The following is a 15,346-nucleotide window of genomic DNA, read 5'->3' on the forward strand; positions in this document are numbered from 1 at the left end:
AGCTTATGCTGGTACTGTCACGTAAAAAAGGCGAATCTATTATGATTAATGATCAGATTGAAATTACGATCTTGGCGATTGATGCTGAAACAATCAAAGTAGGTATTAAAGCGCCAAAAAATATAGAGATTCATCGTAAGGAAATTTATGAAGCCATTCAGTCAAATAACCAGAATGCAGCAGCTAGCTCGGCTCAATTAAAAAGTTGGCTGCAATCCGAAAACAAAAATTAAATTTTAGGATAAATCTAATTATCTATAATAAAATTAGGATTATGGTCGATATAATATATAGTGAGCAGGAGTTCAGGAGACGGCCGACTTGGACTTTGAACACTATGAGGAAAAACTAAAATGATCAATCAACCACATGGATGTGGGATGATTCAATTTCAGGGAGGAAATAACAATGATTATTAACCATAATATCCAGGCTTTGAACACACAGCGTAACTTGAACCTCAACAGCACATCTGCAAGCAAGAATATGGAGAAGTTGTCTTCCGGTCTGCGTATTAACCGTGCAGCAGACGATGCAGCAGGTCTGTCGATCTCCGAGAAAATGCGTGGTCAGATTCGTGGTCTGGAACAAGCACAACGCAACGTACAAGATGGTATCTCTTTTGCACAAACAGCAGAGGGTGCAATGAACGAAATCAGCTCCATGCTGACTCGTATGAAAGAGCTGGGCGTACAGCAAGAAAACGGAACGTACAGCGCAGGCGACAAATCGAACATCAAAGCGGAACTGGGTCAACTGGGCGCGCAAATTGATGCGATTGTAAGTAACACGAACTTCAACGGAATCAAAATCACTTCCAGCATCAGTATCCAAGCGGATGATGATAAATTCAAAATCACGATTAAAGGAATCTCTACTGCTGGCTTCAAAGGCATGACTTCCGGTGTTACTCTGGCTAGCACAAGCGACGCGATCAAAAACGTAGCAAAACAACGTGCTAACTTGGGTGCGATGCAAAACCGTCTGGAATACACTTCCAACAACCTGGGAACTACAGTAGAAAACCTGACAGCATCCGAGTCCCGTATCCGTGATACAGACATGGCGAAAGAAATGGTGGCACTGTCCAAGAACAACATTCTGGTACAAGCTTCCCAATCCATGCTGTCCCAGGCAAACTCTTCGCCACAAGGCGTACTGTCCCTGCTTCGTTAATTTTAAAGCTCAATTTGCAATCTGCTTATTCAACCCTTGCCATTTATGGCAGGGGTTTTTTGTTATACAAATTTATGATATAAGGAAAATGAAGTCGCGAAAATGTTCGAGGAAAAACAATAAATGCTATAAACAATTTAAATTACGTGGACGATATATATAATAGAGCAAGAGAGCTGCAAGGAACGGCCGTCTTGCAGCTTTATTGCTAAGTATTATATAACTCAAATAGTCAATCAACCACATGGATGTGGGATGATTCAATTTCAGGGAGGAAATAACAATGATTATCAACCATAATATCCAGGCTTTGAACACACAGCGTAACTTGAACCTCAACAGCACATCTGCAAGCAAGAATATGGAGAAGTTGTCTTCCGGTCTGCGTATTAACCGTGCAGCAGACGATGCAGCAGGTCTGTCGATCTCCGAGAAAATGCGTGGTCAGATTCGTGGTCTGGAACAAGCACAACGCAACGTACAAGATGGTATCTCTTTTGCACAAACAGCAGAGGGTGCAATGAACGAAATCAGCTCCATGCTGACTCGTATGAAAGAGCTGGGCGTACAGCAAGAAAACGGAACGTACAGCGCAGGCGACAAATCGAACATCAAAGCGGAACTGGGTCAACTGGGCGCGCAAATTGATGCGATTGTAAGTAACACGAACTTCAACGGAATCAAAATCACTTCCAGCATAAACGTACAAGCAGATGATGACAGCTTCAAAATCACGATCAAAGGAATCTCTACTGCTGGCTTTAAAGGTCTGACTTCTGGCGTAACGCTGTCTGCTACATCAGCTGCAATCAAAGATGTAGCAAAACAACGTGCTAACTTGGGTGCGATCCAAAACCGTCTGGAATACACTTCCAACAACCTGGGAACTACAGTAGAAAACCTGACAGCATCCGAGTCCCGTATCCGTGATACAGATATGGCGAAAGAAATGGTGGCACTGTCCAAGAACAACATTCTGGTACAAGCTTCCCAATCCATGCTATCCCAGGCAAACTCTTCGCCACAAGGCGTACTGTCCCTGCTTCGTTAATTTTAATCGCTTGGCAACAAAAAGGTTCCTGTTTTGGCAGGGCCTTTTTGTTATATGGTACTAACATATAAATTATAAAATTAATCAATGACTATACATTAATAAGAGTAATGACCGATATAGTATATACGGCGAAAGAATGCAAAAGGGCGCGGCCGACCTTGTACAAACAATCGCTAAATCAAAATAATCAACCACATGGATGTGGGATGATTCAATTTCAGGGAGGAAATAACAATGATTATCAACCATAATATCCAGGCTTTGAACACACAGCGTAACTTGAACCTCAACAGCACATCTGCAAGCAAGAATATGGAGAAGTTGTCTTCCGGTCTGCGTATTAACCGTGCAGCAGACGATGCAGCAGGTCTGTCGATCTCCGAGAAAATGCGTGGTCAGATTCGTGGTCTGGAACAAGCACAACGCAACGTACAAGATGGTATCTCTTTTGCACAAACAGCAGAGGGTGCAATGAACGAAGTGAGCTCCATGCTGACTCGTATGAAAGAGCTGGGCGTACAGCAAGAAAACGGAACGTACAGCGCAGGCGACAAATCGAACATCAAAGCGGAACTGGGTCAACTGGGCGCGCAAATTGATGCGATCATGAGCAACACGAACTTCAACGGAATCAAAATCACTTCCAGCATCAGTATCCAAGCGGATGATGATAAATTCAAAATCACGATTAAAGGAATCTCTACTGTTGGCTTCAAAGGCATGACTTCCGGTGTTACTCTGGCTAGCACAAGCGACGCGATCAAAAACGTAGCAAAACAACGTGCTAACTTGGGTGCGATGCAAAACCGTCTGGAATACACTTCCAACAACCTGGGAACTACAGTAGAAAACCTGACAGCATCCGAGTCCCGTATCCGTGATACAGACATGGCGAAAGAAATGGTGGCACTGTCCAAGAACAACATTCTGGTACAAGCTTCCCAATCCATGCTGTCCCAGGCAAACTCTTCGCCACAAGGCGTACTGTCCCTGCTTCGTTAATAATTTGCATAAATATGTTGAATCTTGTAAAAGACCCTGCCTTCAGCAGGGTCTTTTTGCTTATTTTGGAGCTATTATCTAAAAAAAGCTATGATCTGACCGATATATATACTAACAGATGAATACGCGTAACCATTATAAATTACACATAACCAATCCTTATAAAAGGGGGCTAACCAATGAGTTCTATTAACTCTTCTGGCACACCGGGCGGATTTGTACCGCTATCCGGGCCAGTGCCAATCATCAAAAAGGATAATACTGAGGCGCCACAGCCTGATCTGGTAAGTGAGCTGGCTTCGCAGCTTCAGATTAACCAACTGCCTGCCAAAAATCCTGAAGAAGCTATCAAAGAATTGCAAAAAACTATTAATGCCATTCAGGGTCCTCAGAAATCTTTGGAAGTGTCTGTTCATGAGGAAACTCATGCCATCATGATTAAAGTAAAAAATAAAGAAACCGGGGAAATTATTCGTGAAGCTCCACCGGAAAAAGTACTGGATGCAGTGGCCAAGCTTATGGAAGTCACTGGATTGATTGTTGATAAGAAAGTATAGGGGGCTATTCACATGGTAACAAGAATTACAGGATTCTCAAGTGGTCTGGATATTGATTCTATTGTCAAAAAGTTGATGACAGCAGAAAAGGCACCGCTTGATAAGATGAATCAGCAGCAGCAAACGCTCCAATGGAAGCGCGAAAGTTACCGCGAATCCAGTACCAAAATGGTGTCCTTTTTACAAAATAAATTGGATACTCTTAGTCGTACTGCTTCCATCAATGCGCAATCTGCTACTGTGACTGGAAATACGGATGCATTAACTGCCAAAGCTGCTTCCTCTGCAAGCGGCGGTGTAATGGATATTACCGTCAATAAGCTGGCTACAGCATCGTCAGCCACTTCCAGTGGCTGGACATCTACAGCAAGCAGTACTTCACTTTCCTCGCTTTTTGGTGGGACTGCTCCTAGCAGTGTAACGATTGGAGCAGCAAGCATTACAATTGATGCTGGAGAAACTATTGATTCCTTTATCAATAAAATTAACAATAACACCAAAACAGGTGTGACTGCGATCTATGATGAAGCATCTGGGTTGTCCTTAACAAATAAAGCTACAGGTGCTCAGGCTATGAATGTTAGTAGCGATGTAAGTACGGCATTTAAACTCACCTCTAATCTAGGCGTTAATGCTGAGCTGACGGTTAATGGTCTATCCATGACAAAAACGTCGAATAATTTCTCTATAAATGGCGTAGAAATTTCTCTAAAAAAAGCAGGTGGTGCTTCTACTCATATTGAGGTCGTCAAGGATGTTGACGCGCTGGTAGCGAACGTGCAATCTTTTGTGGATGCATACAATGATGTATTGTCTACCTACAACAATAAGCTGAGTGAAGAACGTTACAGTAAGTATGCGCCGCTGACGACTGAACAGCGTTCTGGAATGAGTGATGAGGAAGCCAAACTGTGGACAGACAAAGCCAAAAGCGGGATGCTCAAAAATGACAGTATACTGCAAGAAACAGTCTCCAGCATGCGTAATGCAATGGTTCAGGGAGTAGACGTAGGTAACAAGGATGCTCAAGGAAATCCACTGCTAATGACAATGTCTGATCTTGGTATTACAACAGGAGGATATGAGACCAAAGGCAAGTTGATTCTGGATGCAGATAAATTGCGTGCAGCAATTGATAAGGACCCGGATGTGGTATCCAAATTTTTTGGTACACGGGATGCAAGTACCCAGCTGACCAATAATTATACCCAGCAGGATGGAATTATTGCTAAACTTAAAAAAGTCGGTAATGTTTCATTGCAAAGAATGGCAGAGACTGCCGGTACGTCACGCGTTAGTTCTGATCTGACATCCACTTTTATCGCTAATAGTACGATCGGAGAACAACTGAATAGTTTGGACCGTCGTGTTAGTGATATGACTGCCCGTCTGAATCGATTGGAAACCAATTACTATAAGAAATTTACTGCAATGGAAACTGCCATTAATAAATATAACAGCACATCATCAAGCCTGGCGGGCATGTGATAACCCAAGGAGGGACATAAATTGATTAAATCACCATATCAGAAATACCAGCAAACTCAAGCACAGACGGCATCTAAACCCAAATTGCTTATTATGCTGTATGATGGAGCCATTCGCTTTGTACGTGCAGGCATTGAAGGTATTGAAGAACGTGATTATGGCAAAGCCAATACCAATCTTTGTAAAGCACAGGCAATTGTTCATGAACTGGTCTCTGCATTAAACTTTGATTATCCAATTGCGAATGATCTGGTTACTATTTATGATTACAGTCTTCGCTTGCTGATTGAAGCTAATGTGAAAAAAGATGCTGCACCTGCACGTGAAGTATTGGAGCATTTGTCCGAACTGAGAGAAGCCTGGGTAGAAGCAAGTAAAATGCAAATAGCTGTTGGTGAAGTATAATGCCAGCTGAAATCATACAATCTTTGCTGAACCAGATGAATGAACTGACTACAGAAGCTCTTCATCAACTGCATGAAATGACAGAGGAACAGTTCGAGGACTTTGCGACAAAGCGTGAGCTTCTTACACAGAAGCTTGAAGGGTACCGTAATGATATTACAGACGGACATCGTGTTCAGATTGCAACGCTGCTTGATAGTGATCCAATTATTCTGCAGCGGATGACTTTTCTCAAAGATGAGGCTGGCAAGTGGCTGGAGCGCAAAGGGACAGTACGTACACAGCAAAATGCCTACCAGCATGCTTATGCCGGAGATAGTCTGTTCGTTGATCACCGCAAGTAAACATGAAAATTCAGCTGTATTTTGGAGAACCTCATCCGGATCAAGGATGAGGTTTTGTTATTTATTTTGTGAAATAAGAGTATTCATTTCATAAATGCGCAAACCGATATAATATGTAATAAATACTTTATAGAATGGTGGTATTTTTTTGTCACATTTACAGGCAAATACACAGATACTGCAGGCTCGTTTTCCTCATGCTTTCAACAAGGTGATGGAAATGAAAAGGCAGAATGCTTCTATAGATTCAAATCATGATTTTAAGGAAGCGTTCGAACGGGATCATAATTGGCTTAAAGCTGTTGAAGGATTAATGGGAGAATGCAAGATTGTGTTTGTATATGGATTCGAAAGGGGACTTAGTGTAGCGGACTTATTGGAATTGTATCCGGATCGTTGGTTGTTTATCTATGAGCCGGACGAGCGATTGTTTTATAAAGCAGTACAGGAATATGATCTGCGTCCATTATTGCAGCATCCCAATTTATACTTTTTCTCGCTGGGCAGTTCACAGCTGAAAATGTTGTTTCATATGGTATGCAGTTATATGCAGCAGGAAATGGTGTTTGTTGCTCAGCGTAAGTATCTAGAGAGTGAAGATGGAAAATTGGAAGAAATCCGGAAACAATTCGATGATTATCGCAGCAGCTTTTACTCCAACAAGCATACAGAACATTTTTTCCGTGAAGATTGGACACGCAACTATTTGTATCATCTGGCTGAAGGATTAACATCTCCTTTCATTGAGGAAATGGTGTATACCTGTAAAGATACAACGGCTATTGTAGTCTCATCAGGTCCTTCTTTGCAGGAAGATATTGAATGGGTTCGTAAGCTTCATCCGCATACTCTGGTCATTGCGGTAGGTTCCAGCATTCAAGCGCTTGTCAAACACGGAATCAAACCGCATGTAGCAGTAATTATGGATGGACATCCGGTCAATAACAAAATCTTTTCTACACCCGAGACACTTAGTGCTCCACTAGTATATACGAGCTCATCCTATCATGAAATTTCGGAACGAAAAAAAGATGAAAAAATTTATGGGATTATGAAAAATGATGAGTTATCTCAATATTTTCTGGGTTTGAACCAAGAAGATGTATTAATGATTCCAACTGCGACGGTAGCAGGTAATGGGATACAGGTAGCAGCCATTTTGGGTGCCAAGCGTATTTTGCTGGCAGGGCAGGATTTATCTTTCCCTAACAATCAGTTTTATACGGATGGAGTTGCTCACTTTGCAAGTGAAACCACTGATCAAAAGGTGCAAAGGGCAACCCAAACTGTACTCAATGTAAAAGGTGGATACAATGCGACAGAAGACAGCTTCTTATTTATGAAAGACGCATTGGAAGGTCTGATTGCATCCTTGCCGGAAATCCAGTTTGTAAATACAACTCGTCATGGCGCAGCGATTGAAGGGGCTCCTTTCCAGCCGATTGATACTTTTTATGAAGAGTTAAAACAGGAGTCGGTAGATCCGAATGTAATCTCCAATTGGTTGAAAGAAAATAACCATCAGGTCAATATGGAGCATGCGGAGCAATTAAAGCAGCGTATGGAAAATTATGTGTATGATCTTACCCAGGTCCAAATGGAAGTAAAGTTGGTCGAAAAACAGCTGGGCAAAGTGCGTGAACTCAGTCGTACCAAGCCGGTTAAAGCGCAAAAAACGATTGAGGAAGTCGAAAGATTATGGGGAATCATTGCGAATCGTCCTTGGTTCGCACCGGTGTTGGAGACGATTATTCCTTTGGAGGTGGCCCGCTTTGATCAGGTGCTACCAAGTGTTGTAACAGAGCAGACTATAACGAAAAAAGCCGATTTGATTCATGAACATCTGGGCAAGTTATTAAAGGATATCACCAATATAATTCCAACGATGGAAAAAATGGTGCTCGAGTCAATTTCCCGTATTGATCATATTATGAATTCCAATATGGAGATCGGGTAAGTATATTTTTTATTATAAACCTACTCAGATTCATAGCCATGTAAAATACGGTCCCACGGAGGTAGCCTATGTTCAAGGATAAAGTAGTGCTTATTACAGGAGGTACAGGATCTATCGGGAGTGAGATTGTTAGAAATATTCTCTCTCACCGCCCGAAAGCTGTACGGATTTACAGCAGGGATGAAAGCAAGCAGTTTGCTTTGCAGCATGAATTAAAAGAATACGATAATGTTCGCTATCTGATTGGAGATATTCGTGATCAGAAACGGTTGAATTATGCGATGGAGGATGTGAACTATATCTTCCATGCAGCTGCTCTCAAACATGTACCTGCCTGTGAGTACAATCCGATGGAAGCTGTTAAAACAAATGTGATGGGTGTCCAAAACATTATTGAAAGTGCGATTGAAAACCATGTTGAAAAAGTTATAGCGATCAGTACGGATAAGGTTGTTAATCCTACCAATACGATGGGAGCGACCAAGCTCCTTTCTGAGAAGCTGATTTCTGCAGCCAACCTGTATAAAGGAAGTCGGGGCACTGTATTTGCATGTGTACGCTTCGGCAATGTTATGGGTTCGCGTGGATCTGTAATTCCACTGTTTCGTGATCAGATTGCCAAAGGACAGCCATTGACCATCACTCACAAAGAGATGACCCGTTTTATGATGTCCATTCCTCAAGCAGCCCAGCTGGTTATCGATGCAGCCCAGTATTCGCAGGGGGGAGAAGTATTTGTGCTCAAAATGCCGATTCTTAAAATCTCAGATCTGGCACAGTGTCTGATTGAATCTTATGAAAAAGCAGCCCGGCGCCCGTATGCTGGTAAAGTTATAGAATCCGGTATCCGTCCAGGAGAAAAGCTGTATGAAGAGCTTATGACGCTGGATGAATCAGAACGTGCGCTGGAAAGTGAAAGCATGTATCTAATTCCCTCTCCATTCAATCCGGTCAATCAGGTATATGAAGGATTCAGTAAAGCCAAGCATCAGGAATATTCGTCCCATACTGCTCCCCAATTATTTATGCCGGAAATCCGTGAATTGATTGAAAGAAATAATTTGGGATTTGAGAAAGGAATGCTAATATGATTCGAGAAGCAGGATGTCTGGCTATCATTCCTGCACGAGGCGGATCCAAAGGATTGCCAGGTAAGAACGTTGCAATGCTGGGTGGCAAACCGATGATTCAGCATACAATCGAAGCTGCTCTAAACAGTGAATGTGTGGCAGAAGTGGTTGTATCGACAGATAGTACTAAAATTGCAGAAGTATCCCTTCATGCAGGCGCTGCGGTTCCTTTTATACGTCCGGCGGAACTCGCTACAGATGAAGCCAAAAGCATCGATGTACTTATTCATGCGGTTCATTATTATGAACAGGAGCAGCAGCGCTCCTTTGAATATATTATGCTGCTGCAGCCGACTTCACCACTTCGTACAACAAAAGATATTGAACAGGCTTTTTCCATTTTTCAGAGTCATCAGGCAGATTCCCTGCAAAGTGTAACTTCTTCTCATACTCATCCTTACTTGCTGCGGACGTTCACGAATGAACAGTTAAAACCTTATTTGAAAGAGGAATCTTCTCATTTGCGCAGACAGGAACTTGAGGACATTTATGTACTGAATGGAGCCATTTATATTATGAATCGCAGCTTGTTGATGGATCGGTATCGTATTGTTGGCGAGCATAATTGCGGTTATGTTATGCCAAAGGAACGTTCGATTGATATTGATAATGAGCTGGATCTGAAATTTGCTCAGTTGATCTGGGACGAATACAATAATTAAATTCATTATTCTACTCGGGAGATGTATTTTAGTTTACTAATACGGAGGTGTAATGATGTCAGTAAGCAGCCTTTTTTCGGATGAACGTACTCCAATCTATATTATTGCCGAGATAGGTGTAAATCATAATGGCTCTCTGGAGCGGGCTATGCAATGCATAGATGCGGCGGTTGCATGCGGAGCCAACGCTGTTAAGTTCCAGACTTTTAAAAGTGAAAAGCTGGTCACTCAACAGGCGCAAAAAGCGGATTACCAGAATAAAAATACAGCCTCCACGGAAAGCCAGTTGGACATGCTCAAAAAACTGGAATTGCGTTTTGAGGACTTTGTAACGTTAAAAGATTATTGTGCAGAGAAGTCAATTGATTTCATGTCCACTCCATTTGATGATGAGAGCGCTGAATTTCTTGACTCTATTAAAGTTGATGCGTTTAAAATCGGATCAGGTGATATGAATAACATCCCGTTTCTGCAAAAAATTAATCAATATCGGCGGCCGGTTCTGCTGTCGACTGGAATGTCTGAACTAGATGAAATTCGTGAGCCACTGACAGCACTTGAGAACTGTCCGGTGATTCTGCTGCATTGTACTTCTGATTATCCAGCGCCGTTGGAAGATGTTAATTTGAGAGCTATTCGTACTATGGCGTACACTTATGGAAAAATCATCGGATACTCTGACCATACGGAAGGAATTGAAGTGACAGTAGCAGCGGTAGCACTGGGTGCACGTGTGATCGAGAAGCATTTTACACTGGATCGCAATCTGCCTGGACCTGATCATAAGGCTTCTCTGGAACCAAAACAGTTTGCTGCACTCGTAAAAGCTGTACGCGGTATTGAACAAGCGCTTGGAGACGGAGTAAAACGCTGCATGCCGTCAGAAAAAAACACCAAAGCTGTGGCGCGTAAAAGTTTGGTGCTGACAGTAGATAAGCATGCTGGAGACATACTGACCGAAGCCGATATATCGGTAAAGCGTCCAGGAACGGGAATTGAACCGAAATTTTATAGTCAATTTATTGGTAAGACATTGACCAGAAATCTGAAACAAGACCAAATGCTGACCTGGGAAGATATCCAATGATCAAAATACTTGTTATCACAGGGACCCGGGCGGATTATGGCATTTATTACCCTATTCTCAAAGCGATTGAACAAACAGAAAATATGGAGCTGAATCTCCTGGTGACCGGGATGCATTTGTCCCCACAGTACGGCTATACAATTGATCATATCCGGAAAGATGGATTTACGATTGCTGCACAGGTGGATTGTTTACTGCAAGGATCTACTCATGCAAATATGGCAAAATCTGTAGGGCTTGCTTTGATGGGAATGACGCAGGCTTTTGAAATGATTATGCCAGATCGAGTACTTATTCTGGGAGATCGCGGAGAAATGCTGGCTGCTGCAATTGCGGCTTCGCATATGAATATACCGTTATTCCATCTGCATGGTGGAGAAGTATCGGGTACCATTGATGAATCAGTCCGTCATGCAATCAGTAAGCTGGCTCATATTCATCTTGCAGCAACAGAGGGGAGCAGACAGCGTCTGCTGCGTATGGGGGAAGATGACTGGCGTATTCACGTAGTGGGTGCACCAAGAATTGAGACAATGATAAATACAGTTCTGCCTGAGCTGAATGAAGTAAAACATAGATATGGACTGGATGCGGTCCAGGAATACATTATATTCATCTATCATCCGGTAACGACAGAACAGGCTGATCAATTGGAACTTGCACGTATGCTGAAAGTACTGCTGAATACTGGAAAAGATATCGTCTGTGTAATGCCCAATGCAGATGCTGGTACAGAAACGATTATGCAAGTATATGAACCGATGCTGGTACATTCCAACTTTCATCCGATCACAAGCTTTAGGCAGCTGGATTATCTGACCATGTTAAAAGGGGCAGCAGTATTGGCTGGTAATTCATCGTCAGGCATCATTGAAGCGGCATCCTTTCATATCCCTGTCATTAATATCGGCAGCCGTCAAGGAGCAAGGGAACGTTCCGCCAATGTAATCGATATTGCAGCAAGGGCGGATGATCTAAGCCAGGCTTTATCGAAGGCTCTGTCTAATCCTTTCCGTGAGCTTGTTCGTTCCGAAAAGAATGTATATGAACAGCCGGGTACAAGTGACCGTATAGTGAAATGTTTACAAACCTATGGCAAATCGGAAAAGCTGATCCAGAAAGTGATTACTTATTAAGGGGTGCAAGCAGCAGATGGATTATATTCTCTATGGAGCTGGCGGGCATGCCAAAGTGATCGTTGATATTGTTCGGGCACAGGGCGGGCATATTATCGGATTAATGGATGATCATCAAACCGGTGAATGGCAGGGCATACCCATACTGGGTGGTATGAATAAGATGCCACAGATTCTGGCCGGGTATCCAGAAGCATTATGGCTGATAGCAATCGGTGATAACCGTGTGCGTAGAATGCTTACCGAACAGCTAGGTCGTTTTAATGTGCGCTGGGGCACAGCCATTCATCCAGATGCAATTATTGGTTCCGGCACCGTAATTGGAGAGGGAAGCGTGCTAATGCCACGTGTGGTAATAAACGCAGATACTGTTATTGGTAAGCATGTCATTATTAATACTGCTGCGACTGTGGATCATGATAATCGGATTGCCGATTACGTACATTTGTCGCCAGGCGTACATACTGCTGGCAATGTCACTATTGATAAAGGGAGTCACATTGGCATTGCAGCGAGTCTAATCCCTGGTGTCAGTGTAGGATGCTACAGTATAATCGGCGCTTCTGCTTGTGTGGTGTACGATATTCCTGATCAGGTGCTGGCAGTAGGCTGTCCCGCAAAAATTATTAGAAATTTAGAGTAAAGGGTGAGCAGCAATGTCTGAACGTTCCCGGATTTATCTCTCTTCTCCGCATATGAGCGGACTGGAACAACAGTATATTACGGAAGCATTTGATACAAATTGGATCGCTCCGCTGGGCAAAAATGTCGATAGGTTTGAAGCAGAGGTTGCTGATTATGTAGGGAGTGCTGGAGCTGTAGCGCTCAGCTCAGGTACAGCAGCCATTCATCTGGCACTAATTTTATTGGACGTAGGAAAGAATGATATTGTTTTCTGCTCTTCCTTTACGTTTGTTGCAAGTGCTAACCCGATATTGTATCAGGGAGCTACACCTGTATTTATTGATTCGGAGCCTGAAACATGGAATATGTCTCCTGCAGCTCTGGAACGAGCAATCAAAGAATATGTAGCCAAAGGTCAGAAGCCTAAGGCAGTAGTTATTGTCAATTTGTATGGACAAAGTGCAGACTATCATAAATTGAAGCGCATTTGTGATACTTATGAAGTGCCTATTGTGGAAGACGCTGCTGAATCGCTGGGAGCCACATATGATACAAAAATGACTGGTACTTTCGGAAAATTTGGAGTTTTCTCATTTAATGGCAATAAGATTATTACGACTTCCGGTGGTGGCATGCTGGTATCTAATGATGTTGCCGCTTTGGAAAAGGCAAGATTCTATGCAACCCAAGCTCGGGATCAGGCACGACATTATCAACATAGTGAAGTTGGCTATAACTATCGGTTAAGTAATGTGTTGGCAGGAATTGGTAGGGGACAACTGCAAGTTCTGAACGAAAGGATTAGCCAAAAAAGAGAAATATTTTTGCGTTACCAAAGAGAACTATCCAAAATCCAGGGTATAAGTTTCATGCCTGAATCAGACATGGGCAGTACTACCCGATGGTTAACTGCTATGGTACTTGATCCCCAGTATATTTCAGTTTCGGTTACTGACATTATTGTACATTTGGAAAAACTGAATATAGAATCCCGCCCTGTATGGAAGCCATTGCATATGCAACCGTTATTTAGTACGTTTAGTTATTATGCTCATGAGGAAAATGCGGATGTAAGTGGAAACTTATTTGAAAGAGGAATTTGTTTGCCCTCAGATACCAATATGACTGAGGAAGATCAAAAATTATGTATTGAAGAGATTGTAAAAGTACTCAAGTAATTTATTAGTATACTTGTAGTACAAATTCTTTAGAGTTATTTGTTCATTTCCAACTCCTCTTTGGCAGTATGTTGTAGAGCACTGCCCAGCAGTGCTCCTAATGCAGTATTCATCTATTTATATAATTAAAATTGTAAGGGGTAGAGCGATGACCATTCCTAAAATTATTATGTATAAAGGACAAAGCCAGTATGATGTACTTCGTTACTTTGTAGACGACTTGGCAGAAGGATTTAGAGAATATAATTATGATGTAATTATTATCGATCTTGTTAAAGGGAAACAGGCTCTTATAGAGTTGTTTGAAATACTGCAAGAAGGCCAAGTATTTTTTATTTTTTCTTTTAATGGGATTGGAAGTGATATCACACTGAGTGAAGGAAGACGGTTACACGAACAGATTGATATACCCTTTTTTTCTTTCTTTGTTGATCATCCTATTTATCATGTACAGCGATTACGCAAGCAAGATAAATCATCAAAAAACAATCAGCATATGTATTCATTCTTAGATTTTAACCAAGCCACATTTGCTAAGGATCATTTAATGAATAGCAGTACAGCAATTGCTTTGCCTCATGCTGCAAGTCACATTAATGGACCAGATCTAGAGTTGAAAGCAGTCAAGGATAGAGAGATTGATATGTTTATGCCTGGAGGATATGGAGATCCAGAAGAGACACGGGAAATGTGGAAAGATTGGAGTTCGCCACTTGCCAATATGATGGAGCAAGTAATAGAGTGTGCTTTAGCATACCCATCCCATACTTTGCAGCAGTCATTCGAACAAGTTTTATCTAGCAAAGGGTTTCTTTTTGATACCTTTTACAATGATAAATCCTATGAGTTCTTGCGGATAGCAGATACATATTTGAGAAGGAGATTTCGACACGATCTCGTGCTGGCTCTCAAGAATGAAAATATATTTGTTGCCGGGAACGGATGGGAAAAATTCAAGAATGCCAAACAGAAGATTAGAATTTCGCCGGCTCTTCCCTATCCTGAGATGCTGCGAACTATGCAAAATTCGAAATTGGTCGTCAATGCTTTTTCTACTTATAATCAATATTCACATGAAAGAGTGTTCGATACGGCAGCAGCTGGTGCTGTTTCAATGACATTACCTTCGCCTTATTTTGAGAATACTTTTAAAGCAGGTGAAAATATATTATTTTTTAAAGATATTGAAGATGCTGCACAAGTGGCAAGTAAATCTCTAGCTGCCCCAGATTCTCTTCAAAATATCGCTGATAATGGTCGTTCTCTTGTTTTAACAGGTCATCAGTGGAGACACCGGGCTGCGAACATATTGGAAGCTGTATTTATTCATACGAACCTAGTGGGTTGACCAGCTTAAACATATATTTCAACAGTTCTTTAAGCTATTTGCTTTTGAGAGGCAACAGGAATGTTGAATACTGAACTTAGCATAATCAAGGTGCCAGCATATTGTAATAGTTTTAGCTGGTTCTACTTTAAGCAACCAGGGTAAAAATTAATGGTTATTGCAATCCATAAATAAATACATGATATACCTTTTTTATGT

16 protein-coding genes are annotated in these 15,346 nt (G+C 41.9%); all 16 read left to right on the forward strand.

Going from position 1 to position 15,346, the window contains the following annotated elements; translation table 11 throughout:
• Positions 1 to 5: 5 nt before the first annotated feature.
• The 16 genes from csrA (at position 6) to M1D61_RS02965 (ending at position 15,148) form a co-directional block, all read left to right on the forward strand.
• Positions 6 to 233 (forward strand): carbon storage regulator CsrA, encoded by a 228-nt coding sequence (gene csrA, locus M1D61_RS02890; RefSeq protein WP_046212870.1) that lies wholly within the window; start codon positions 6 to 8, stop codon positions 231 to 233.
• Between the two features lie 175 nt (positions 234 to 408).
• On the forward strand, positions 409 to 1,176 hold the full coding sequence (locus M1D61_RS02895; RefSeq protein ID WP_458121118.1) for a flagellin N-terminal helical domain-containing protein: 768 nt from the start codon (positions 409 to 411) through the stop codon (positions 1,174 to 1,176).
• A 283-nt stretch (positions 1,177 to 1,459) separates the two neighbouring features.
• Positions 1,460 to 2,227 carry a flagellin N-terminal helical domain-containing protein gene (locus tag M1D61_RS02900; protein WP_458121119.1) on the forward strand — a complete coding sequence of 256 codons (768 nt, stop codon included), beginning with the start codon at positions 1,460 to 1,462 and terminating at the stop codon, positions 2,225 to 2,227.
• A 237-nt stretch (positions 2,228 to 2,464) separates the two neighbouring features.
• Entirely contained in the window at positions 2,465 to 3,232 is a 768-nt protein-coding gene (locus M1D61_RS02905) for a flagellin N-terminal helical domain-containing protein (RefSeq protein WP_458121120.1), read from the forward strand.
• Between the two features lie 179 nt (positions 3,233 to 3,411).
• Positions 3,412 to 3,789: a flagellar protein FlaG gene (locus M1D61_RS02910; RefSeq protein WP_458121121.1), complete on the forward strand. Its 378-nt coding sequence runs from the start codon at positions 3,412 to 3,414 to the stop codon at positions 3,787 to 3,789.
• A gap of 12 nt (positions 3,790 to 3,801) precedes the next feature.
• Entirely contained in the window at positions 3,802 to 5,277 is a 1,476-nt protein-coding gene (gene fliD / locus M1D61_RS02915) for a flagellar filament capping protein FliD (protein WP_458121122.1), read from the forward strand.
• Between the two features lie 21 nt (positions 5,278 to 5,298).
• Positions 5,299 to 5,682, forward strand: coding sequence for a flagellar export chaperone FliS (gene fliS / locus M1D61_RS02920; RefSeq protein WP_046216409.1), 384 nt, complete (start codon positions 5,299 to 5,301; stop codon positions 5,680 to 5,682).
• Entirely contained in the window at positions 5,682 to 6,026 is a 345-nt protein-coding gene (locus M1D61_RS02925) for a hypothetical protein (RefSeq protein ID WP_458121123.1), read from the forward strand. The genes fliS and M1D61_RS02925 overlap by 1 nt, the downstream gene beginning before the upstream one ends.
• Positions 6,027 to 6,174: 148 nt before the next feature.
• Positions 6,175 to 7,983: a motility associated factor glycosyltransferase family protein gene (locus M1D61_RS02930; protein WP_458121124.1), complete on the forward strand. Its 1,809-nt coding sequence runs from the start codon at positions 6,175 to 6,177 to the stop codon at positions 7,981 to 7,983.
• Between the two features lie 68 nt (positions 7,984 to 8,051).
• On the forward strand, positions 8,052 to 9,074 hold the full coding sequence (locus tag M1D61_RS02935; protein WP_046216412.1) for a UDP-N-acetylglucosamine 4,6-dehydratase family protein: 1,023 nt from the start codon (positions 8,052 to 8,054) through the stop codon (positions 9,072 to 9,074).
• Positions 9,071 to 9,775, forward strand: coding sequence for an acylneuraminate cytidylyltransferase family protein (locus M1D61_RS02940; RefSeq protein WP_458121125.1), 705 nt, complete (start codon positions 9,071 to 9,073; stop codon positions 9,773 to 9,775). The genes M1D61_RS02935 and M1D61_RS02940 overlap by 4 nt, the downstream gene beginning before the upstream one ends.
• A gap of 52 nt (positions 9,776 to 9,827) precedes the next feature.
• Entirely contained in the window at positions 9,828 to 10,862 is a 1,035-nt protein-coding gene (gene neuB / locus M1D61_RS02945; RefSeq protein ID WP_458121126.1) for an N-acetylneuraminate synthase, read from the forward strand.
• Positions 10,859 to 11,998, forward strand: coding sequence for a UDP-N-acetylglucosamine 2-epimerase (gene neuC / locus M1D61_RS02950; RefSeq protein ID WP_458121127.1), 1,140 nt, complete (start codon positions 10,859 to 10,861; stop codon positions 11,996 to 11,998). The genes neuB and neuC overlap by 4 nt, the downstream gene beginning before the upstream one ends.
• Positions 11,999 to 12,014: 16 nt before the next feature.
• The gene (locus M1D61_RS02955; protein WP_458121128.1) at positions 12,015 to 12,641 is read left to right on the forward strand and encodes an acetyltransferase; all 627 of its coding nucleotides are present in this window, start codon (positions 12,015 to 12,017) and stop codon (positions 12,639 to 12,641) included.
• 13 nt (positions 12,642 to 12,654) lie between these two features.
• Positions 12,655 to 13,800 (forward strand): DegT/DnrJ/EryC1/StrS family aminotransferase, encoded by a 1,146-nt coding sequence (locus M1D61_RS02960; protein ID WP_458121129.1) that lies wholly within the window; start codon positions 12,655 to 12,657, stop codon positions 13,798 to 13,800.
• Positions 13,801 to 13,948: 148 nt separating this feature from the next.
• Positions 13,949 to 15,148, forward strand: coding sequence for a glycosyltransferase family protein (locus tag M1D61_RS02965; RefSeq protein ID WP_458121130.1), 1,200 nt, complete (start codon positions 13,949 to 13,951; stop codon positions 15,146 to 15,148).
• Positions 15,149 to 15,346 lie beyond the last annotated feature (198 nt).

It is taken from the genome of Paenibacillus sp. Z6-24 (assembly GCF_054161335.1).